At 68.6% G+C, this 21647-nt stretch carries 17 protein-coding genes and 1 pseudogene; 15 read left to right on the top strand and 3 right to left on the bottom strand.

Going from position 1 to position 21647, the window contains the following annotated elements:
* Nucleotides 1-146 precede the first annotated feature (146 nt).
* The 15 genes from Q1K09_RS00130 (at nucleotide 147) to Q1K09_RS13035 (ending at nucleotide 19124) form a co-directional block, all read left to right on the top strand.
* Nucleotides 147-989 carry a DeoR/GlpR family DNA-binding transcription regulator gene (locus tag Q1K09_RS00130; protein WP_300342162.1) on the top strand — a complete coding sequence of 281 codons (843 nt, stop codon included), beginning with the start codon at nucleotides 147-149 and terminating at the stop codon, nucleotides 987-989.
* Nucleotides 986-2146: a galactose-1-phosphate uridylyltransferase gene (gene galT / locus Q1K09_RS00125; protein ID WP_300342160.1), complete on the top strand. Its 1161-nt coding sequence runs from the start codon at nucleotides 986-988 to the stop codon at nucleotides 2144-2146. Before Q1K09_RS00130 ends, galT begins: the two co-directional genes overlap by 4 nt.
* Nucleotides 2143-3348 (top strand): galactokinase, encoded by a 1206-nt coding sequence (gene galK / locus Q1K09_RS00120; RefSeq protein WP_300342158.1) that lies wholly within the window; start codon nucleotides 2143-2145, stop codon nucleotides 3346-3348. The genes galT and galK overlap by 4 nt, the downstream gene beginning before the upstream one ends.
* 81 nt (nucleotides 3349-3429) lie before the next feature.
* Nucleotides 3430-4689, top strand: coding sequence for a D-arabinono-1,4-lactone oxidase (locus tag Q1K09_RS00115; RefSeq protein ID WP_300342156.1), 1260 nt, complete (start codon nucleotides 3430-3432; stop codon nucleotides 4687-4689).
* 9 nt (nucleotides 4690-4698) lie between these two features.
* Nucleotides 4699-5751, top strand: a complete 1053-nt coding sequence (locus Q1K09_RS00110; protein ID WP_300342154.1) for a LacI family DNA-binding transcriptional regulator — start codon at nucleotides 4699-4701, stop codon at nucleotides 5749-5751.
* 328 nt (nucleotides 5752-6079) lie between these two features.
* Entirely contained in the window at nucleotides 6080-7417 is a 1338-nt protein-coding gene (locus Q1K09_RS00105) for an extracellular solute-binding protein (RefSeq protein WP_300342152.1), read from the top strand.
* The gene (locus Q1K09_RS00100) at nucleotides 7414-8373 is read left to right on the top strand and encodes a sugar ABC transporter permease (RefSeq protein ID WP_300342150.1); all 960 of its coding nucleotides are present in this window, start codon (nucleotides 7414-7416) and stop codon (nucleotides 8371-8373) included. The genes Q1K09_RS00105 and Q1K09_RS00100 overlap by 4 nt, the downstream gene beginning before the upstream one ends.
* A complete protein-coding gene (locus tag Q1K09_RS00095; protein WP_300342148.1) occupies nucleotides 8370-9272 on the top strand; it encodes a carbohydrate ABC transporter permease in 903 nt (300 codons plus the stop codon). Before Q1K09_RS00100 ends, Q1K09_RS00095 begins: the two co-directional genes overlap by 4 nt.
* Nucleotides 9273-9387: 115 nt before the next feature.
* Nucleotides 9388-10926, top strand: a complete 1539-nt coding sequence (locus tag Q1K09_RS00090) for an alpha-N-arabinofuranosidase (protein WP_300342146.1) — start codon at nucleotides 9388-9390, stop codon at nucleotides 10924-10926.
* Nucleotides 10927-10962: 36 nt separating this feature from the next.
* Nucleotides 10963-11904, top strand: coding sequence for a UDP-glucose 4-epimerase GalE (galE, locus tag Q1K09_RS00085; protein WP_300342145.1), 942 nt, complete (start codon nucleotides 10963-10965; stop codon nucleotides 11902-11904).
* Between the two features lie 125 nt (nucleotides 11905-12029).
* Nucleotides 12030-13580, top strand: coding sequence for a glutamine-hydrolyzing GMP synthase (guaA, locus tag Q1K09_RS00080; protein ID WP_300342396.1), 1551 nt, complete (start codon nucleotides 12030-12032; stop codon nucleotides 13578-13580).
* A gap of 44 nt (nucleotides 13581-13624) precedes the next feature.
* The gene (locus Q1K09_RS00075) at nucleotides 13625-17764 is read left to right on the top strand and encodes a DUF4011 domain-containing protein (protein WP_300342143.1); all 4140 of its coding nucleotides are present in this window, start codon (nucleotides 13625-13627) and stop codon (nucleotides 17762-17764) included.
* Nucleotides 17765-17767: 3 nt separating this feature from the next.
* Complete coding sequence (locus tag Q1K09_RS00070; RefSeq protein ID WP_300342141.1) at nucleotides 17768-17944, top strand: hypothetical protein; 177 nt, start codon at nucleotides 17768-17770, stop codon at nucleotides 17942-17944.
* A gap of 153 nt (nucleotides 17945-18097) precedes the next feature.
* On the top strand, nucleotides 18098-19003 hold the full coding sequence (cpaB, locus tag Q1K09_RS00065; protein WP_300342139.1) for a Flp pilus assembly protein CpaB: 906 nt from the start codon (nucleotides 18098-18100) through the stop codon (nucleotides 19001-19003).
* Nucleotides 18987-19124, top strand: coding sequence for a hypothetical protein (locus Q1K09_RS13035; RefSeq protein ID WP_366908802.1), 138 nt, complete (start codon nucleotides 18987-18989; stop codon nucleotides 19122-19124). The genes cpaB and Q1K09_RS13035 overlap by 17 nt, the downstream gene beginning before the upstream one ends.
* A gap of 14 nt (nucleotides 19125-19138) precedes the next feature.
* On the opposite strand, the pseudogene Q1K09_RS13030 reads toward Q1K09_RS13035, so the two are convergent.
* From Q1K09_RS13030 to Q1K09_RS00050, 3 genes and pseudogenes are all read right to left on the bottom strand, one after another.
* Nucleotides 19139-19279: pseudogene (locus Q1K09_RS13030) on the bottom strand (FmdB family zinc ribbon protein); the annotation flags it as partial.
* A 47-nt stretch (nucleotides 19280-19326) separates the two neighbouring features.
* On the bottom strand, nucleotides 19327-19977 hold the full coding sequence (locus Q1K09_RS00055; RefSeq protein WP_300342135.1) for a 5-formyltetrahydrofolate cyclo-ligase: 651 nt from the start codon (nucleotides 19975-19977) through the stop codon (nucleotides 19327-19329).
* Nucleotides 19968-21629, bottom strand: coding sequence for a phospholipid carrier-dependent glycosyltransferase (locus Q1K09_RS00050; RefSeq protein ID WP_300342132.1), 1662 nt, complete (start codon nucleotides 21627-21629; stop codon nucleotides 19968-19970). Before Q1K09_RS00050 ends, Q1K09_RS00055 begins: the two co-directional genes overlap by 10 nt.
* Between the last annotated feature and the right edge of the window lie 18 nt (nucleotides 21630-21647).

Raw genomic sequence — 21647 nt, 5'->3', positions numbered from 1 at the left:
TGTCAAGGATCACATATCCATGGCTCAATGCCGCTGTAGCCATTAACGTTCCGAACTTCCCTGCGAGGTCGCTCGCGGCTCCTGGTGTTTGTAGAGTGAGCCTCATTGTTGGATCATGTTGGAATCCAAGAGGAGGGGAGGCGGCCATGCTCGCCGCAGAGAGACAGGCCCGCATCACCGAGCGGGTAGCCGAGCGCGGTTCTGTGCGCGTGGCCGACCTGGTCGAGGAGTTCGGCGTTTCGGATATGACCGTCCGGCGGGACCTGGACGTCCTCGCCTCCCAGGGTGTGCTCAGCAAGGTCCACGGCGGGGCGGTGCCCGCCGCTCGGAGGAGCGAGGAGCCGGGTTTCGCCGCCAAGGCCACCCGCATGGAGCGCGAGAAGGACGCGATCGCAGCCGAGGCGGCGCAGCTGGTCGAGCCCGGCATGTCGATTGCGCTCTCGGCCGGCACCACCACCCGCGCACTGGCGCGCCGGCTCACCGATGTGCCCGAACTGACCGTCATCACCAACTCCACGCGCATCTCCGATGTCTTCCACCAAGCCCCGCGCGCTGACCGCACGGTGATTCTCACCGGCGGCATCCGGACCCGCTCCGATGCGCTGGTGGGCCCCACCGCCGTGGCCGCGCTGCGTCACACCCATGTGGACCTCGCCTTCCTCGGGGCGCACGGGATCTCTGAAGAGGCAGGCTTCACCACGCCCAACTACCTGGAGGCCGACACCAATGCTGCGCTGATCGCCTCGGCCCGCCGCACCGCAGTGCTTGCTGACCACAGCAAATGGGGCGTCATCGGCGTGATGACCTTCGCTGCGCTTACAGCGGCGGACACGCTGATCAGCGACCAGAACCTCCACCCCGCAGCCGTCGCCGCGCTGAGCGAGCACATCGGAGATCTCCGGCTCGCCGAGACCGGTCCCGCCCGCGCCGACCAGAGTCCGGGCCAGAGCCCACACCCCACCGCGCCGCAGGAGGCAGACCAGCCGTGAACCGCACTCAAGCCAGGCTCGCCGACGGACGCGAGATCTTCTTCTACGACGACGAGCCCACCCGCCGCACAGTGGAGGACCCCCGCGAGATCACCCGTCCTGACGGCGGTTCCGAACTGCGCTACGACCCCTTCCTCGACGAATGGGTCGCCGTCGCCGCAGCCCGCCAGCACCGCACGCACCTGCCCTCCACCGACCAGTGCCCGCTCTGCCCCTCCACCGCCGAACGCGCCACCGAGATTCCCCAGCAGGATTACGACGTCGTCGTCTTCGAGAACCGCTTCCCCTCCTTCTCCGGCGGTGAGGCCCTGGATCCCGGCCTCGCCCCGCGGGCTCTGGACGCCGTGGGACGCGGCGAAGCAGAACTGACCAGCATCCGCCACGCCGGCTCTGGGCGCTGCGAGGTGGTCTGCTTCACCCCGGACCACACCGCATCCCTGGCGCAGCTGCCGGTGCGGCGGCTCCGCACGGTGGTGGACGCCTGGGCCGACCGGACCGCCGCCCTGCTGGAGACCGGGCAGGTGGACCAGGTCTACTGCTTTGAGAACCGGGGCGAAGAGATCGGGGTGACCCTGCACCACCCGCACGGGCAGATCTACGGCTATCCATTCCCCACTCCGCGCACCCGCCGGATGCTAGACTCGGCCCGTGCCTACCGGTCGCGCACCGGCGGTGACCTCTTCGCCGACACGCTGGCCGCGGAGACCCGGGACGTCCAGAGCGCCGGCGGCGGCCGCATCGTGGCGCGCACCGAGCACTGGACGGTCTTCGTGCCGGCCTGGGCGCGGTGGCCCGTGGAGGTCCACATCTACCCGCACCGCCCCGTGCGGACCCTGCCGGAGCTCACCGAAGCTGAGCGGGACGACTTCGCCGCTCTCTACTCGGACGTGCTCCGCCGCGGCGACCGGCTCTTCGCCACGCCGCTGCCCTATATCTCCGGGTGGCAGCAGGCCCCGCTCTCCGCCGCCGAGGACTTCCGGCTACACCTGCAGCTGTTCTCCATCCGCAGGGCGGACAACAAGCTGAAGTACCTGGCCGGCTCTGAGTCCGGCATGGGGGTGTTCATCAACGACATCCCGCCGGAGCAGATGGCCCGGCGGCTGCGGGAGGCCGGCTCTGCGGCCACCGCCGCCACACCGAAGGAGGACGCCGGATGAGCAGCAGCCAACCTCCCACACCCAGCTCACCCGAAGTGCGCAGCGACGCCGAGCGGGCCGCGGAGGTGTCCCGCGCCTTCGAGGCTCTCACCGGCCGGCGACCCGAGGGCGTCTGGGCCGCCCCGGGACGAGTGAACCTGATCGGGGAGCACACCGACTACAGCGGAGGGTTCGTGCTGCCCTTCGCCCTGCCCCACGCCACGGTACTGGCCGCCGCGCGGCGTGACGACGGCGTGCTGCGAGTGCATTCGCTGAACAACGCCCAGACCGTCGAGGCCGAGGTCGCCGGGCTGGAGCCGGGGTCAGTCCAGGGCTGGGCCGCCTACGCAGCGGGAGTCATCTGGGCGCTGCGCAGTGCCGGCTATCAGGTCGGCGGCGCGGATATGGTGCTGCACACCGACGTGCCGCAGGGCGCCGGACTGTCCTCCTCGGCGGCCCTGGAATGCGCTGCAGCCCTGGCGGCCGCGCAGCTCTACGGCCACCAGGTCGACCCCCTGGAGCTGGCCAAGATCGCCCAGCGCGCGGAGAACGAGTTCGTGGGCATGCCCTGCGGACTGATGGACCAGATGGTCTCCATGCTCGGGCGCGTAGGCCACGTGGTCCGGTTCGACACCCGCAGCCTGGACGCCGACGTCGTACCGTTCAATCTTCCCGGCGCAACGGTGCTGGTGGTCGACACCAAGACCCCGCACCAGCTGGTGGACGGCGAATACGCCCAGCGGCACCGCCAGTGCGCCCAGGCCGCCGAGCTTCTGGGGGTGGGGCAGCTGCGTGAGCTCAACGACGACGGCGCCCCCGCGCTTCACCAGGCGCTTCAGCAGCTCGATGACGAGGTGCTGCGGCGCAGGGTGCGGCATGTGATGACCGAGAACCAGCGGGTGCTGGAGACCGTGGAGGCGCTCGCCCAGGGAGACCTGCCGCGCGCAGGCGAGTTGATGAGCGCCTCCCACGCCTCACTTCGCGACGACTACGAGGTCTCGGTGCGGCAGGTCGACCTCGCCCAGGAGACTCTTGTGCGCGCCGGCGCCTACGGGGCGCGGATCACCGGCGGCGGCTTCGGGGGCTGTGTGATCGCGCTGGCCCGCGAGCAGGACGTGCCTGCTCTGGTCCGTGCGGTGGAGAGCGCCTATGCCGAGGCGGGCTTCGCGGCACCGGCGGCATTCGTCGCGGCACCGGCGGCCGGCGCTCGCCGCCTGCGGTGAGGGCCGATCACCGGCGGCGGTGGTCCCGACCACATAGGGTGGTCCCAGGAACGTCAGCGGAAGCAACAGCAGAGGAGCACAATGACCGAGGTCGGCTTCAACTGGGCGCGGAACCTGCAGTATTCGGCAGGACGGCTCCTGCAGCCGCGCAGCGTGGAGGAGCTGCAGGGGGAGGTAGCCGCCTCGCCGCGGCTGCGCGCCGTCGGCAGCCGCCACAGCTTCAACACCATCGCCGACACCGACGGCGACCTGGTGAGCCTGGCGGGCCTTCCGCGGGTCTTTGAGCTGGACGAGTCCGCCCGCACGGTGACCATCGATGCAGGCACCCGCTACGGAGAGCTTGCCGAGGCGCTGCAGGCCCGCGGCTTCGCTCTGCAGAACATGGCCTCCCTGCCGCACATCACCGTTGTCGGCTCGGTGGCCACCGGCACCCACGGCTCAGGGGACCGCAATCCGCCGCTGTCCCACGCGGTCCGCGAGGTTGAGATAGTCCTGGCCGACGGGAGCCTGCGCACCTTCGTCCGCGGCGAGGAGGACTTTGCCGGTGCCGTGGTGAACCTGGGCGCCCTGGGGGTGGTCACCCGGGTGACGCTCGACGTCGTGCCCTCGTTCGAGCTGCGCCAGGACGTCTATGACGGCATCAGCTGGGACGGCGTGCTGGAGAGTTTCGAGCAGCTGACCTCCGCTGCGTACAGCGTCAGTCTCTTCACCCGCTGGACGGGGGAGACCTTCGGCCACGCGTGGCTGAAGACGGCACGTGCCGACGGCGCAGAGGCCCCGGCAGAGCTGCTCGGCCGGCCCGCCCTGGACTACAACATCGGCTTGGCCGAGGGCCCTGCTGAGGCCGCCACCGAACAGACCGGTGTTTGGGGCAGCTGGGACGCCCGCCTGCCTCACTTCCGCATGAACTTCACCCCCAGCAACGGGACCGAGCTGCAGTCGGAGTACCTGCTGCCCCGCGAGCATGCGGTGGAGGCCATGCGGCGCCTGCGCGCCCTGGGGGACCGGATCCAGCCGCACCTGATGGTCAGCGAGATCCGCACCATGGCCGCTGATGACCAGTGGCTCAGCCCCGCCTACGGCCGGCAGACGGTGGGCTTCCACTTCACCTGGCGCCAGCACACCGAAGAGGTCACCGCCCTGCTGCCGGTTCTGGAGGAGCAGCTGGGAGACCTTCAGGCCCGGCCGCATTGGGGCAAACTGTTCTCCGCCACGAATCTGGCCGCGCTCTATCCGCGATTCGACGACTTCCGGTCACTGGCGGAGCGGCTGGATCCCGAAGGGGTCTTCCACAACGATTTCCTCCGCAGGACTCTGCTCAGGGAGCGTCCAGTCTCGTAGAGTGAAGAAATGGCACCGCGCACCGCTCGACCCACTATGAAGGATGTGGCTGTCCTGGCCGGGGTCTCGCCCAAGACAGTGTCCAATGTCCTCACCGGTGCCGCATCGGTGCGCGAGGAGACCCGCCGCAGGGTCGAAGCCGCCATGGGCGAGCTGGACTTTGTGCCGAACCTCAGCGCTCGCGGGCTGCGCAACGGCCGCACCGGTGTGATCGGCTTCGCCCTGCCGGACCTGGCCACCGCTTTCTCCGCCAGCATCACCCACGCCGTGGTCGAGGCCGCCCACGACCGCGGGCTGGTGGTGCAGCTGGAGGAGACCGCCGCCGAGCCCCAGCGGGAGTATGACCTGGTCTACCGGGCGCGCACCCACCAGATCGATGGGCTGATCCTCAACCCGGTCCGGCTGCAGGACAGTGTGGTGGAGCATGTGCAGCATCTGCCGCCGGTGGTGCTCATCGGTGAGGTGGAGCAGCACCGCACCGACCGGGTCTACATCGACAGCCGGCATGCCGGAAGGGCGGCGGCCGAACACATGATCTCCCGCGGAGCCCGCAGGATTGCGGCCCTTGGGGGCGCGGCGGCGAACGTGACCGAGAAGCTGGCCACACTCGGCCAGCGGCTCCAGGGATACCTGGAGGCGATCACCGAAGCCGGCCTGGAGCCCGACCCTCAGCTGCAGATGGACGTCCCGGAGTGGAGCATCGCCGGGGGAGCGGCGGGCATGCAGGCCCTGTTGGAGAGGCAGATCATTTTCGACGCAGTGGTCTGCTTCACCGACTCCATCGCTCTGGGTGCCCTGCACGCATTGCATACGGCGGGGCTGCGGGTGCCGCAGGATGTGCTGGTCTCGGGTTTCGACGACGTCGAGCACGCCGGCTTCACCTGCCCGCCGCTGACCACTGTGCGGTTCGACCACAACGACTACGGCACCGCAGCCCTGGACCTGCTGGCCTCCCGGGTCGAGGACCGGTCCCTCGCGCCGCGGGCGGTGGAGATCCCGCATGAGCTGGTGGAGCGACAGAGCACGCAGGCCGCCCCATTGGGCCACGATCCCCGGCGCTGAGCCGCCGCACGGCCTCAGCTGCGGATTCTGAAGCACCCGTACGCGGAAGCGGCTCGCCGCGAGGGATCTGCCTACACACCCTTGACGTGATGCACATCACTGACCTAACGTTCCGTTACAACGATGTAAACGTGATGTGGATCACTCGCTCTAGGGGGTATGAGTGCACCAGAGTCGATGGACCGCTGGCCCGGAATCTGGTCAGCGTCCTGCTGTTCAGTGTGTGCCTGACCGTCTACCTCTCGCGCTCCCGCGCTCTGGCGAGGCTGGCCGCCGAGCCCGCACCGGCCCGCGCCGGAGAAACCCCGTCCCCGAAGGGAGGCCGTGAATGGATACCCCGCACGTGAGCCGCAGGCACTTCCTGGCCGGAAGTCTGGCGGCAGGAGTGCTCGGACTCTCCGGCTGCGCACCCGGTGCACCTGGTGGAGGAGGAGACGCCTCGGCCACCACCCTGCAGTTCTGGCACCTGCTCTCCGGCGGAGACGGGATCACCATGCAGGGCCTGATCGATGAGATCAACCAGCAGCACCCCGAATTCTTCGTCCGCCCCACCGTCCTGGCCTGGGGTGCGCCCTACTACACCAAGCTCGCCATGGCAGGGGCCGGAGGGCGGGCCCCCGAATTGGCGGTGATGCACTCTTCCCGAGTACCCGGCTATGTGCCCGGAGGCCTGCTGGACCCCTGGGACACCGAACTGCTGGCCGAACTGGGAGTGGAGGAGTCGACCTTCACCGAACCGATTTGGCAGTCCAGCCTGGTGGACGGTCAGCTCTACAGTGTGGCCCTGGACGCCCACCCCTTCATCGCCCTGTACAACCGGGACATCTGTGAGCAGGCCGGTGTGCTGGACAGCGACGGCGCCCTGCTGCGGCCGGACAATCCGGAGGACTTCTTCGAGATGTGCCGGGAGATCGCCGGGGTCACCGGTCATCACGGCCTCTCCTACGGGTTCCTGGCCGACGGTACGCAGATGTGGCGGCTGTTCTATACGCTCTACTCCCAGCACGGTGCTCAGATGAACTTCCCCCAGGGCGGAACTGCGGAGTTCGACGTCGACGCGTTCACCGCGTCCTTGGAATTCATGCACACCTTGGCAGATGGGGAGATCGCCGCCCGCCAGGGCACCATCGACTTCGCGATCGCCGAGTTCGCCGCCCAGCAGTCCGGGATCCACTTCACCGGCGTCTGGGAGCTTCCGACCATGCAGAACGCCGGCGTCCCCGTGGATGCAACGATGATCCCGCCGGTCTTTGGCCAGGAGGCGGTCTACGCCGACTCTCACTCGCTGGTGCTTCCGCACCAGATGGAGCCCGATGAGCAGGCCCGGCGGCTGAGCTACACGTTCGTGGCCGAGCTGCTGAAGAACTCGCTCACCTGGGCCGGTGCCGGACATATTCCGGCCTACCTCCCGGTGGTGGAGGACCCTGACTACGCCGAGCTGATTCCGCAGGCACACTACGCCGAGGCAGCTGACCACATCGTCTACGACCCCACCGCCTGGTTCACCGGTTCGGGCTCCAACTTTGTGCAGGACTTCGGCAGCATCGTCGGCGATGCCGTGGTGTCAGGGTCTGGCTACGAGGAGGCCGCCCAGCGGTTCCAGAACCATGTGGACTCCATTCTGGCCAGCCCCAATCCCGCCAATCCTGAGGAAGGTGGAGCATGACCGACACCGCAGCCGACCGCAGCGCGGTCGCCCCTGATCCGCAGGTGGTGCCGGATGAGCGCCCCGTGGTCACCGCATCCCGGGCCCGGATGCGCGGCCAGCTGATCGCCTGGGGCTTCCTGGCGCCCTTCATGGTTGCGTTCATCATGTTCGTCATCTGGCCGCTGGTCCACGGGGTCTGGCTGTCGCTGACCGACCAGTCGCTCACCGGCGCCGGCGGGGGGTTCGTCGGCACGGCGAACTATTCCGAGGCGCTGTCAGATCCGGTGATGTGGACCTCCATCCGCAACACCCTGTGGTTCACGCTGATCTCCACCGTGCCGCTGGTGCTCTTCGCTCTGGTGATGGCGCTGCTGGTCAACACCGGTCTTCCCGGCCAGTGGCTCTGGCGGCTGTCATTCTTCATGCCGTTCCTGCTGGCCTCCACGGTGATCTCCCAGATCTGGATGTGGATCTTCAACCCGGAGATCGGTGCGGCCAATGCCCTGCTGGAACGGGTGGGCCTGGAGCCCATCGCGTGGCTGCAGACCCCGCATATGGACATCATCTCCATCACTATCGCCACCGTGTGGTGGACAGTGGGCTTCAACTTCCTGCTGTACCTGGCCGCTCTGCAGAACATCCCGGATCTGCAGTATGAGGCGGCGGAGGTCGACGGCGCCGGCCGGTGGCGGAAGCTGTTCTCCATCACTCTGCCGCAGCTGGGACCGGTCACCGTGGTGGTGGTGATCCTCCAGGTGCTGGCCTCGCTGAAGCTGTTCGACCAGGCGTATCAGATGATGGACGGCGGATCGTCGGAGACCTCCCGACCGATTGTGCAGTACATCTTCGAAGCCGGCTTCGTCGGATATCGTTTCGGCTACGCCTCAGCGATCTCCTACATTTTCTTCGCCCTGATCGTCATCGTGGGCATCTTCCAGATGGTGATCCTGTCCCGACGGAGGGAGAACTCATGAGCGCAGCAGTCCCCACCCTGACCCAGCCTGATGTCACCGTATCCCGGGGCCGCTCCCGCAAGCCGGGGGAGAGCCCCTACTCGCCGGCCCGCATTCTGGCGTTCGCTGCTCTGGTCACCATGGCGGTCATCTGGCTGCTGCCCTTCCTGTGGGCGGTGGCCACCGCATTCAAGACCGAGACCGATGCCGCATCCGGGGGGCTGAGCCTGATCGGTGAGAGCGGCATCACCACCGAGGCGTTCTCCTCCATCCTCGCGCAGGGAAACGTCTACATCTGGGCGCTGAACAGCTTTTGGACCTCCCTGGTGATCACCTTCATCACCGTGGCGATCTCCGCGCTGGCGGCCTACGCGTTCTCGCGGCTGGACTTCACCGGGAAGAAGTGGCTGTTCGTGGCCATCATCGCCTCCATCATCGTTCCGCCCCAGGCGCTGATCATCCCGCTGTACTACCAGATGCTGGCGCTGAATCTGGTGGACACCTACTGGGGACTCATGCTGCCCCAGGTGGTCATGGCACCGATCGTCTTCATCCTGAAGAAGTTCTTCGACGCAGTACCTATCGAGTTAGAGGATGCCGCCCGTGTGGACGGTGCCAGCAGATTACGGGTCTTCTTCTCCGTAGTGCTGCCGCTCTCGCGCCCCATCCTCGGAGCCGTCTCGATCTTCGTGTTCATCCAAGCCTGGAACAACTTCCTGTGGCCCTTCCTCATCATCAATGACACCTTCTTGATGACATTGCCGGTGGGGCTGCAGACCGTCATCAGCGCATACGGCATCCAGTACGCCCAGGTGATGGCCCAGGCCGTTCTGGCTGCGTTGCCGCTGATCGTGGTGTTCCTGTTCTTCCAGCGCCAGATCGTCAAGGGGGTGGCCACCACAGGATTCGGCGGCCAATAAGCATCACCGGCCCGCGGGTCGGCACCAGCCGCCGCGGGCACATTCACCCATTGCATGCATCAGCTACTGACCGACACTGTCTGCCCCGTTCACCCACAGCCATCGAAGGAGACTCATGTCCCAGGCACGCATCACCGTCGACCGCGACTTCCGCATCGGAAAGGTCCCGCACCGGATCTTCGGCTCCTTTGTAGAGCACATGGGCCGCTGCGTCTACACCGGCATCTACGAGCCGGGACATCCCCAGGCCGACGAGCAGGGATTCCGCCGCGATGTGCTGGAGCTGGTCAAGGAGATGGGCCCCACCGTGGTCCGCTACCCGGGCGGCAACTTCGTCTCCGGCTACCGCTGGGAGGACGGCGTGGGGCCGGTGGAGGACCGGCCCGCCCGCCTGGACGGGGCGTGGCACACCGTCGAGACCAACGAATTCGGCCTCCACGAGTTCATCGACTGGGCCCGGCTGGCCGATGTGGAAGTCATGGAGGCGATCAACCTCGGCACCCGCGGAGTGGAGGCGGCCCGATCGCTGGTGGAGTACGCCAACCACCCCCGCGGCACCTACTGGTCGGATCTGCGGCGCAGCCACGGAGCCGAAGAGCCCTTCGGCATCAAACTGTGGTGCCTGGGCAATGAGCTGGACGGCCCCTGGCAGATCGGACACAAAACCGCTGAGGAGTACGGACGGCTCGCACAGGAGTCCGCCAAAGCCATGAAACTGGTGGACCCCAGCATCGAACTGGTCGCCGTGGGCTCCTCCAACCGGCAGATGCCCACCTTCGGCAGCTGGGAGCACACGGTGCTCACCCACGCCTACGAGGAAGTCGATTACGTCTCCATGCACGCCTACTACCAGGAGCACGACGGCGACGCGGCCAGCTTCCTGGCCGAGGCGGTGGATATGGACGCCTTCATCGACGGGGTGATCGCCACCATCGACGCCGTCAAGGCCGCCGGCAAGCACACCAAGCAGGTGGACATCTCCTTCGACGAGTGGAACGTCTGGTACCAGCGCGGCCTGGACACCGAAGACCAGCCCCACCAGGTGGCCACCAAGGAATGGACCACCCATCCGCGGCTGATCGAGGACACCTACTCGGTCACCGATGCGGTGGTCGTCGGCACACTGATGCACTCCCTGCTGCGGCACGGCGACCGGGTGAAGATCGCCAACCAGGCACAGCTGGTCAACGTCATCGCACCCATCCGCTCCGAGGAGGGCGGCCCGGCGTGGCGCCAAGCCAGCTTCTGGCCCTTCGCCCGGATGTCCCAGCTGGCCCGCGGCGAGATCCTGCAGCTGGCAGTGGACTCGCCTCAGGTGCCCACCGCGAAGTTCGGCGACGTCGACGCAGTGGACGCAGCGGCCACCTGGGACGAGCAGACCGGACGGCTGGCGCTGTTCGCAGCCAACCGGGGCCTGCAGGAGTCCACCGAGCTCGCTGTGGAGCTGCACGGACTGAACGCCGCCGGACTGCGCAGCGCAGAGCTGCTGCGTGTCCCGGAGGGCGGAGACCGGCACACGGCCAACACCGAGCAGAACCCCGAGGCGGTGACCCTGGTGCCCCTTCAGCAGGCCGGTATAGAGGACGGGGTCCTCCACGCCACGCTGCCTCCGCTGAGCTGGGCAGTGCTGGAGGTGGATGTCAGCGTAGGCTGATCGGTGCACACTGCGCGGATCAGGAGGAGCTGAAGCATGAAGGCATTGGTGACCGGCGGCGCCGGATACATCGGGTCGGTGATCACCCAGCAGCTGCTGGAGCAGGGCCACCAGGCGGTGGTGCTGGACTCCCTGGCCACCGGCCACGCCGACGCCGTGCTCGACGGCGCGGACTGGCACCAGGGGGATATCGCCGAGGCCGCGGAGATCCTGGACTCCAGCTTCGACGTCGTGATCCATCTGGCCGCCAAATCCCTGGTGGGCGAATCAGTGCAGCACCCAGAGCGGTACTGGCATGGGAATATCGTGGCCTCGCTGAAACTCATCGACGCTGTCCGCGCCGCCGGAGTGCCGCGGATGGTGTTCTCCTCCACCGCGGCGGTCTACGGCAACCCGGTCACCACGCTGATCAGTGAGGACCACCCCACAGCACCGATCAACCCGTACGGGGCCTCCAAACTGGCGATCGACCATATGCTCGCCGCCGAGGCGGCCGCCCACGGCCTGGCCGCAGTCAGCCTGCGCTACTTCAACGTCGGCGGCGCCAGCGGAGGTCTGCGGGAGCGTCATGATCCGGAGACCCACCTGATCCCGAATCTGCTGCAGGCCGCACGCAGCGGAGGCCAGGCCAGCCTCTTCGGCACCGACTATCCCACCGACGACGGCACTGCGGTCCGGGACTACATCCACGTGGTGGACCTGGCCCAGGCCCATCTGCTGGCGATGGAGACCGCCCAGGCCGGACGGCACGAGATTTACAACCTGGGCACCTCGGTGGGCTCCAGCGTCCGGGAGGTGATCGCCGCCGTCGAGCGGGTCACCGGCCTCAGCCTCAAGGTCCGTGAGGAGCCCCGCCGCCCGGGCGACCCCGCCGTGCTGGTCGCCTCCGGCCAGAAAGCCGTCCAGCAGCTGGGCTGGCGCCCGGTCCGGGGGCTGGATGAGATCATCGCTGACGCCTGGGAGGCGTTGCCGGGGTGAACCTCCGCCCCTGCTGCACCAGGTGCGTCCATTAGGATGGAGCAGTGACTTCTCAGCCTGCCGCAGCAGACGACGCCGTCTCCCACAGCCCGGCCGCCGAACGGCCCGACCACAGCGCCCAGACGGTGCTGGTGGTCGATTACGGCGCCCAGTACGCCCAGCTGATCGCCCGCCGGGTCCGCGAGGCCCGCGTGTACTCCGAGGTGGTGCCGCACACTCTCACCGCTGAGCAGATCCTCGCCCGGAAGCCGGCCGCGGTGATTCTCTCCGGCGGCCCCTCCAGCGTCTACGCCGAGGGCGCCCCGCGAGTCGATGCTGAGCTCTTCGAAGCCGGAGTCCCCGTGCTGGGCATCTGCTACGGCTTCCAGGCGATGGCCTACGCCCTCGGCGGCGAGGTGGCCCGCACCGGAGAGCGCGAATACGGCAAGACCCAGGTGCGCGCCACCACCGCCCCCCACGGGCTGCTCGGCGGCACCGATTCGGTCCAGACCACGTGGATGAGCCATGGGGATGCCGTCACCGCGGCGCCGGAAGGCTTCGAGGTGCTCGCCGCCTCCGACGCCGCGCCGGTGGCCTGCTTCGCCGATGAGACCCGGCGCCTCTACGGCGTGCAGTGGCACCCAGAGGTCAAGCACTCCCCGCAGGGGCAGCGGCTGATTGAGAACTTCCTCTACGAAGGGGCGGGCCTGAAGCCGGAATGGACCACCGGCAATATCGTCGATGAGCAGGTTGCCGCCATCCGCGAGCAGGTCGGCGACGCCCGGGTGATCTGCGGCCTCTCCGGCGGGGTGGACTCCGCCGTCGCCGCGGCCCTGGTCCAGAAGGCCATCGGTGACCAGCTGACCTGCGTGTTCGTCGATCACGGACTGCTGCGCGAGGGAGAGGCCGAACAGGTGGAGCGCGACTTCGTGGCCGCCACCGGAGCGAAGCTGCACGTCGCGCGGGAGGCGGAGAGGTTCCTCGAGGCGCTCGCCGGAGTCTCCGACCCGGAGCAGAAGCGGAAGATCATCGGCCGCGAGTTCATCCGCGCCTTCGAGGACGCCGAACAGGCTGTGCTGGCCGAAGCCGCCGCCGAGGGCGCTCGCGTGGAGTACCTGGTGCAGGGGACTCTCTACCCAGACGTCGTCGAATCCGGCGGGGGAGAGGGCGCTGCCAACATCAAATCTCACCACAATGTGGGCGGGCTGCCTGAGGATATGCAGTTCAAACTCATCGAACCGCTGCGCGCCCTGTTCAAGGACGAGGTGCGCGCCGTCGGCGCTGAGCTGGGGCTGCCGCCGGAGATCGTGCAGCGCCATCCCTTCCCCGGGCCGGGCCTGGCCATCCGGATCATCGGAGACATCACCGAGCAGCGGCTGGAGATTCTGCGCCGGGCCGACGCCATCGCCCGGGAAGAGCTGACCCGCTCGGGGCTGGATGCTGAGGTCTGGCAGATGCCGGTGGTGCTGCTGGCAGATGTCCGCTCAGTAGGGGTGCAGGGCGACGGCCGCACCTACGGCCACCCTGTGGTGCTGCGTCCGGTCTCCTCAGAGGACGCTATGACGGCCGACTGGTCCCGGCTGCCTTATGACCTGCTGGCCACCATCTCCACCCGCATCACCAATGAGGTGGAGGAGGTCAACCGGGTAACCCTCGACGTGACCTCGAAACCCCCCGGGACGATCGAGTGGGAGTGACGGTAATCTTCCCTCAGACCTGGTAAGTGTCGTGGAGGGATTCGGTGACTGACAGAACGTCCGCAGCGTCGGCAGAGAGCCCTGTGCACGAGGATTTCGAGCCCGCCGAGCAGGACCGCAGCGAGTCCGCGCGGGCCGGCGCGGACTCCGCCGCGAGTCCAGGAACGCCGGCCAGCGGCGAATCGGCCTCCAGCCCGTCTCCGTCCAGCCCAGACTCGGCCGACAGCCCATCCAGTCCGGGCTCAGCCGCCAGCCCGGCGGCAGCCCCGGCCGCCGACTCCGCTGAGAATCCGGATACCGCGGATGTGCAGGACTCGCAGCACACCACCGCTCCGGTGCTCTCCTGGGTGGAGTCGCTGGGCACCGGGACTGAGAACGACACCATGCTGCGCTTCACCCCCAGCCAGCACAACGCGATCGACCTCACCGAGGCCAACGCCTCGGGACTGATGCAGCTGCTGGGCGGACGCCGCACCCGGCTCTCCACCCTGCTCAACGAGCCCGGAGCATTCGAGGCCGGCGCACGGGCGGCGGCCAATATCCGAGCCAAAGTGCGTGAGATGCGCGAGGAGCGCGGCATCGAGGTCGGCTACCTGGCCGCCGGCATCGCCTCCTGGACCGAGACCTCCGACGCCGGCAGCTCGGTGTACACCGCGCCGCTGATGCTCATTCCGATCTCGCTGCGCACCCGGTCCGACACTTACGACTATGAGCTGCAGTTCACTGCGGCCGCCGGGCTGAACCCCGCACTGCAGCGGCACCTGAGCACCCATCACGGCGTCACCCTGGATTCGTTGGAGTTCCATCAGGCCGGCTACGCCACCGCCCGGTTCGACGCGGCACGCACTGCGGAGCTGATGACCCGCATCGCCGCCGGCGTGGCCGAGGTGGACGCTGACTCGCCGCTGGCCTCCCTGCAGGTGTGGAAGCAGCTCTACGTCTCCACCTTCGCCGACCTGGCGGACCTGGGAAATCCGCAGGCGCTGAACACCGAGCACCCCGTACTGAAGCACCTGGCCTCCTCCGAGCCGCTGGACCAGACCGAGGCGCTGAGCACCTGCGCCCAGCTGGAGCCGCTGGACGAGCGGGCACCGGGGCAGGAGCGGCTGGTCACCGACGCCGACACCGACCAGCAGGCGGCCCTGGACGCCATCCTCTCGGGCGTCTCCGCCGTGGTCTCCACCCCGCCGGGCTCCGGACAGACCCAGACAGCAGTCAATGCCGCCGCCGGCCTGGCCTGGCAGGGCAAGCGCGTGCTGGTCATCGCCGAACGGGCTGACACGCTCGCCGAGTTCAGCGCACGCCTCTCGGCAGCCAAGGTCGGCACGCTGGCCGTCCACGTGCCGGCCCAGGCAGCGCCGGAGCAGCTGCGCAGCCAAGTCATCCGCGCGATCAAACGCGCTGAACGGGCTGAGCCGCCCCGCCTGGGATCCGTGCACAAGCGACTGACCGAAGCCCGCCACCAGCTGCGCGACCACGTCGCCAGCCTCCACAAGGTCCGGCAGCGGTGGAAGTGCTCTCCCTACCAGGCGATGCAGGCCCTGGCAGCCCTGACCTCCCTGAATCCCGCCCCGGGCACCAGCGTGCGGCTGAAGCGCTCCGTGCTGGACAACACTGTGGACCGCAGCCAGGTCTCGGTGAAGCTGAAGCGGATCGCAGAGCTGGGGGAGTTCTCGGAGACCACTCGGCGCAGCCCCTGGTTCGGAGCGCAGCTGTCCAACCGCCAGGAGACCAACGACGCCCACGCGCTGGTGAAGCGGCTGCGCGAGGAGCTTCCGGACTGCTGGGAGAAGATCCGCACCGCCTGCGAGCAGGTGGAGGTCACCCCCGGAAGCTCCTTCGCCGACTGGCACGCTCAGATGCTGCTGTTCCAGCGGGTCCAGGAGTCGCTGGGACGGTTCAGCCACGACGTCTACGCCCGCGACGTCGACGACCTGATCGCCGCCACCGCACCGGGATGGTGGAGGCGCCAGAACAATGTGGAGATGAGCTCCATGGCGCGGTCGCGGCTGCGGAGGGTGGCCAAGGAATACATCCGCCCCGGGGTCTCCATCAATGACCTGCACGCCTCGCTGCTGGACGTCCAGTCTGAGCGTGAGGAGTGGATGAAGTGGACCAGCGAGTCCCAGAACTCGCTGCCGAAGGTGCCGCGGAACCTGGACCGACTGGTCAACCACATCGGTGAGGTCCAGTCCCGCCTGGACAAACTGGTCGCCGTCCTGCGCCCGCTCCAGGACGGACGGACCCTCTATGACCTGCCGGTGGAAGAACTGATGCAGGTGGTGGAGACCCTCGCCGAGGATGAGCGCTCGCTGCACACGCTGCCCGAGCGCACGCTGCTGGCTGAGCAGCTGCGCGAGCAGGGCTTCGGGGAGCTGCTCGACGACTTCGCCCGGCGCCAGGTCCCGGCCGCGCAGGTGGCCGACGAGCTGGAGCTGGCCTGGTGGCAGTCGGCACTGGAGGCGATGATCTCCGGTGATGAGTATCTGGCGATGACCACCGGGGAGAACCTGCGAAGCATTGAGGAGACCTTCCGGTCCGCGGATGCAGCGCATATTGAATCCGGCGCCCAGCGGCTCAGCCACACTCTGGCAGTTCGGTGGAAATCAGCGATTGAGGAGCACCCCGAGGCCGCCGCACACCTGCGCAGCCTGCTGCGCGACGCCGCACCCACAGTGCAGGCGCTGGAGTCGGTGGCCCGGGAGATCACCCAGCCGCTGGTGCCGATCTGGACCACCTCACCGCTGGGTCTGGCGGCCCAGTTCCCGTCCGGCCCGCAGACCCCGCCCAGCTTCGACACGGTGCTGCTGCTCGACGCCGAGACCCTGGCCGTCCCGGCCGCCCTGGGCGCGGTCTCCCGCGCCGAGCAGGTGGTGGCATTCGGGGATCCGGTCTCCGGAGCGCCGAAGCTTATGACGGTCTCTGCCGATCCGATCGCCCGCGAGGCCGAGGCGCAGGTCCCCGAATCGGTGTACAGCCAGCTGGCGCGCATCCTTCCGGAGTACCGGCTGCGTCATATCCACCGCGGGGTGGACCAGGAGCTGACCGAGCTGATCTCCGAGGCGCTCTATGAGGGTCAGCTGCTGCGCCTGCCGGATGCCGCTCAGCTGACCGGTCAGGGGCGCAGGCTCAGTCTGCAGGCCGTCACAGAAGGCTCCGGCCGGGAGCCCGTGGAGTCCCCGACCGCTGAGGTCAACCGCGTGGTGGATCTGGTCTTTGAGCACGTCCGGTCCCACCGGAACCGGTCGCTGGCGGTGATCACCGGCTCCGAATGGCACGCCAAGCGGGTGGCCGATGCCATCCGGGTCCACCTGGCCAATCATCCCTGGGCGGTTCCGTTCTTCGAGCACGGGGCAGCCGGAGTGCCGGGAGGATCCGGCGCCGGTGCCGCCGGTGTCGGCACCGGGGAGCGGTTCGTTGTCGCCCCGGTGGAGCGTGCCCATGGGGTGGTGCGCGACGACGTCATCTTCTCCTTGGGCTTCGGAACCTCGGTTAAAGGCGAGGCTGCCCATGAGATGGGCGAACTCTCCGGGCCGCGCGGCACGGAGTACTTCGCTCAGGCGGTGACCCGGGCTCGCGGCCGTCTGACGCTGGTCAGCTCAGTGCAGGCCGCGGACCTGGACCCGGCACGGCTGCAGTCCGGGGCGCTGCTGGTCCGCGATCTGCTGCGCCTGGCGGCGGGGGAGTCGTCGAATCCCAGCGCCTCGCCCGAGGTCACCGACCCGCTGGTGCTGGACCTGGTGGACCGGATCCGTGCCCGCGGCGGTCGCGTGGAGGACGGCTTCCGCGGCACATTGGACCTGGCCGCCTGTCCGCGCCGAGCTGCCGCAGAGTCCCAGGTGAAGCCGGTGGCCATGGTCTCCGACGGCACGTCCCGCTACGCCGAGCTGTCGGTGCGGGAGCGCTCGCGGCTGCGCCCGGAGAGGTTCACTCAGCTGGGTTGGCAGTTCCTGGTGCTGTGGACCATCGAAGTGTTCACCGATCCGCGGGGCACCACTGAACGGGTCGCAGAGCTGGTCGGCCTGGGAGAGGGCCCGGAGTTCGCCCAGGGCGGGCGCGGTCAGCTCAGCGGCAGCACCGGGCCGGTCCGCTTCGGCGGAGCCGCTGACGCCGCCGACGAGGATGCCCACCGCAGGAACAAGCAGTGGCCGGCGCCGCAGCAGCGCCGGTGGAAGAGTGAGTAGCCGATGGCCCGCCGTCGCCACCGCCGGGTGACCGTGCCGGGAACCTCCGGCCAGCCCGAGGAGCAGGAGGCAGAGGTCTACGATCCGCTTGCCGCGGACCAGGACGAGACCCGGGAGCCTGAGGCCGAGCAGGACGCCTACGCCGACTGGCTGAAGTCCCAGCGCCCCCCGCACTGGTGAGCGTCAGTCTTTCTCCCACGGCGAGTTTTCCCCAACGGTCCCGGACGAGCCGAGGCGCGCCCGATTGTCTTCAGCCCGGGCGCATGCTCAGTGCCTGGTGGCCATCGGCGGCTTCAATCGCTCTGAAGCCATCGATGCTGAAGGGAGCCAGCGGTGAGCAGCCAGATCCTCTCACCTGTCAGCTCGCGCCGGGACCTGCGCGGGGGCCTCAGCCGGGCTGACCGCAGCGCGTCTGTGCCCTTCGTGCCCCGCCGGCCCACGCGGCGCGGACGGCCCCGATCGCCCGGAGAGGCACCCGGGGGCACCCAGCGGCGACGTCGCAGGCAGAAGTCCCTGCGGGGGCCGACCGGTCGGGGGCCCGGCGCGGAGCGGGGCGGGCCGCCGCAGTCCCGGCCGCCGCGGGTCAGACGACGCCTCAAGCCTGGCGGCCTCTCCCGCTGGGTGCGTCGGTTCCGCATCCCGGTGGCGCTGCTGCTGGGGATCTGCGCAGCTGCGGCGGCTCTGTTGGCCGCCGAATCCCGTCAGGCCCAGCTGGTCCCGGCGGTGCGGGTCACCCAGCCGGTGGCTGTGGGGGAGCAGCTCACCGCCGCCGTGCTGGAGGAGGTGCAGGTGGATACTGAGGCTGTGCCCGATGAGCACACCGGCAGTATGGAGGACTTCCTGGGGCGCACTGCAGCTGCAGCCCTGCCGGCTGGAGCCGTGGTGCATACCTCTCACCTGGTGGGGCCCGGGCTGCTGGAGGGTTATGACCCTGGAACGGTGGCAGTGCCGGTCCGTCCCGCCGACGCCTCTATGATCGGGCTGCTCAGCCCCGGTCAGCGGGTGGATGTCACCGCTGCGTCCGAGGCGCCCGAGGCTGACGCCTCACCGGTGCGCATCGCTTCTGCCGCCCCGGTCCTGTGGATTCCGCAGGACGAATCGGAGAACTGGATCGGCGGCGCATCGGCAGCCCGGGATGTGGTGATACTCGCAGTGGACAGCAGCACGGCCGAGCAGATCGCCCAGGCAGGACACCAGGGGCGCCTGCACCTGAGCCTGGTGGGTGAGGACTCCCGGTGAGCAGGTGGATCAGCTGGAGCTGCCGGCGGCAGGTGCGGCAGCCGAGGTCTCCGAGCTGGAGGAGCTGGAGGAGCTGCTGCTCTCCGAGGCGCTGGAGCTGCTGCGCGAGTCGGTGCGGTAGAACCCCGAGCCTTTGAAGGTCACCCCCACATTGCCGAACTTCTTGCGCAGCCGGCCTTCGCACTGCGGGCACTGCGTGAGTGAAGCCTCGTGAAAAGACTGCACAATGTCGAAAGCGTGGCCGCAGTCTTTGCAGGCATAGGCGTAAGTAGGCATCTGGCTCCTCTGAGGTGATTAGCACTCGGCGGAATCGAGTGCTAATTCTATACCGAATCTCTCGCGGATGCCTCGCACCTGCTTCCGTCCAGCGGCACGATCCCTTCCCAGGTGGCCGCCGCCGGGGTGCGCAGATCGTGGTCCTCCACCGGAAAGCTGCCTGCCGGCAGGATCTCCTCGGGGTGCACCACGGCCAGGCGCTGCACCTGCTGCAGCTGCCGGTGCTGGGCGAACATGGTGTCGTAGAACCCACCGCCCTGACCTAGCCGGGCCCCGGCAGTGTCCACCGCGAGGGCGGGGATCAGCAGCGCCAGGGGCGCATGGTCGAGCAGCTCCGCGGTCTCTTTCCGAGGGCCGGCGGGCTCCTGCAGCGGCATCGCGGTCCGGCGGGTCATCGGGGTCTGCGGGTCCCAGGCGGCCCACTGCAGGCGCCGGGCTGCCACGTCGGCCACCACCGGCAGCCAGACCCGGCCGCCGCGGCGGATATGGGCCAGCAGGAACGGCATCACATCAGGCTCCCCGCTCATGGGGAAATAGGCGGCCACCAGCGAGTCGGGAGAGATCTCACCGGTGAGAACCTCGGCCAGGGCGGCGCCCCGCTCGGCCTGAACGTACTCGCTCAGCGCTGCCCGGGTCCGGCGAACGCACCGCCGCTGCTCAGCCTTGGAGTGCGTCGGCCCGGTGCTGCTCAGATCCATGATTGCATCCACATCCTCAGTCGCCACTGGTCATAGGGAATCAGCTCTGCGGTCCATAGCGGCCAGAAGAACACGGAGGCGGCCACGGACAGCAGTACGAAGCACAGCACCAACACTGTATTGCGCTGTCGGGCCGAGATGATCTCGGCAGCGCTGCGGATCCGCCCTGCCGCATCGGCAGGCGCGGTGCCGGCGCGCAGCACCATCGCGGCCGCAGCCGTGACGGCCAGCATCACAAAAGGATGGAAGCTGATCGTATAGAAGAAGAACGTGGTGCGTTCGGGGAAGGCCAGCCATACGGCCCACCCTGCGGCGAAGCCGGTCAGGATCGCTCCCCATCGCCAGTCCCTGCGGCCGCACCACAGCAGCAGCACCATCACCAGGGCGATCACCCCGGCCCACCAGATCACCGGGTTGGCCACATCAAGGATCGCCGAGGAGCAGGACTCGGCCTGACAGACCTCGCCGGTGTGCTCATAGTCCTCACCGAAGCTGAGGCCCTGGTAGTGCATGGATACCGGACGTCCCATGAACACCCAGGTCCACGGGTGGGAGGCGTATTCGTGGCCGGCGTCCAAGCCGGTGTGAAAATCTGCAGCTGAGGTGTGATAGTTCCACAGCGAGCGCAGCGGACCCGGCACCAGCTGCGCCAGTCCCTGCGCCGGGTTCTCCAGATGCCAGGTCCGCCCCCACCCCCCGGAGCCGGCGAACCAGCCGCTCCAGGACGCCGCATAGGCAGCAGCCGCCAGCGGCAGCACAGTCACCGCGCTCGGCACGGCGTCGCGGACCAGCGCGGCCCTCACCCACCGGCGCACCCCCACCAGCCGGCGGGCCTGGGCGTCCCAGAGCAGGACCATCAGTCCGAAGACCGCCAGGAAGGCGAGACCGGAGAGCTTGACTGCCACCGCGCAGCCCAGCAGCACCCCGGCCGTCAGGCGCCAAGGCCGCCACCACGGCACCGGCCCCATGGCGTCCCGATTCGGGTCCTGTTCGGCGGCCCACGCCGCCAGCCGCCGTCGTCCCTGGTACCTGTCTGCCATCAGCGCCCCGAAGGCCCCCAGCACGCACAGCATCAGGAAGATGTCCAGCAGAGCGACCCGCGACATCACCAGATGGTGGCCCTCCACGGCAGTGAGCACACCGGCGACCCCGCCGAGGAACACGGACCGGAACATGCGCTGGGCGATCAGCGCCACCAGCAGCACACCCAGAGTCCCCGCCACCGCGGAGGAGAACCGCCACCCCAGGGCGGTCTCCGTGCCGAAGAGCCTGATCCCCACAGCGATCAGCCACTTGCCCAGCGGCGGATGCACCACATAGGCCCCCTCCTGGCTGGGCTGAGGATTGCCGGCCAGGAAGTCCTCGTCCGCCTCCTCCGGCCAGACCAGCTCGTAGCCGGCCTGCAGCAGCGCGTAGGCGTCCTTGGCGTAGTAGGTCTCATCGAAGATCAGCTGATGGGGATTGCCGATCCCGGTGAACCGCAGCGCAGCGGCCAGAGCCGCCATCAGCGCCGGAACCAGCCAGCCCCACAGCCCTGGGGAGTACGGGCGGGCTCCCAGCCGGTCCAGAAGCCGCTCGCGACGCCGCATCGCCTCAGGCGAGGGCGCAGCCTGGCCTGCGGCGTTCCCGGTGTCGGTCGCAGCGGCACTCACCCTGGGTATCCTACTGAG

The organism is Nesterenkonia sp., assembly GCF_029265375.1.
Classification (GTDB): Bacteria; Actinomycetota; Actinomycetes; order Actinomycetales; family Micrococcaceae; genus Nesterenkonia.
Note: the sequence above shows the minus strand (reverse complement) of the source record. Positions and strands in the feature narration are given on the sequence as shown.

Excerpts from the sequence above, each read along its gene's own strand:
- Q1K09_RS00130 (WP_300342162.1), top strand. The coding sequence starts at position 147 with ATGCTCGCCGCAGAGAGACAGGCCCGCATCACCGAGCGGGTAGCCGAG.
- galK (WP_300342158.1), top strand. The coding sequence starts at position 2,143 with ATGAGCAGCAGCCAACCTCCCACACCCAGCTCACCCGAAGTGCGCAGC.
- Q1K09_RS00115 (WP_300342156.1), top strand. The coding sequence starts at position 3,430 with ATGACCGAGGTCGGCTTCAACTGGGCGCGGAACCTGCAGTATTCGGCA.
- Q1K09_RS00110 (WP_300342154.1), top strand. The coding sequence starts at position 4,699 with ATGGCACCGCGCACCGCTCGACCCACTATGAAGGATGTGGCTGTCCTG.
- Q1K09_RS00105 (WP_300342152.1), top strand. The coding sequence starts at position 6,080 with ATGGATACCCCGCACGTGAGCCGCAGGCACTTCCTGGCCGGAAGTCTG.
- Q1K09_RS00100 (WP_300342150.1), top strand. The coding sequence starts at position 7,414 with ATGACCGACACCGCAGCCGACCGCAGCGCGGTCGCCCCTGATCCGCAG.
- Q1K09_RS00095 (WP_300342148.1), top strand. The coding sequence starts at position 8,370 with ATGAGCGCAGCAGTCCCCACCCTGACCCAGCCTGATGTCACCGTATCC.
- Q1K09_RS00090 (WP_300342146.1), top strand. The coding sequence starts at position 9,388 with ATGTCCCAGGCACGCATCACCGTCGACCGCGACTTCCGCATCGGAAAG.
- galE (WP_300342145.1), top strand. The coding sequence starts at position 10,963 with ATGAAGGCATTGGTGACCGGCGGCGCCGGATACATCGGGTCGGTGATC.
- Q1K09_RS00070 (WP_300342141.1), top strand. The coding sequence starts at position 17,768 with ATGGCCCGCCGTCGCCACCGCCGGGTGACCGTGCCGGGAACCTCCGGC.
- Q1K09_RS00055 (WP_300342135.1), bottom strand. The coding sequence starts at position 19,977 with ATGGATCTGAGCAGCACCGGGCCGACGCACTCCAAGGCTGAGCAGCGG.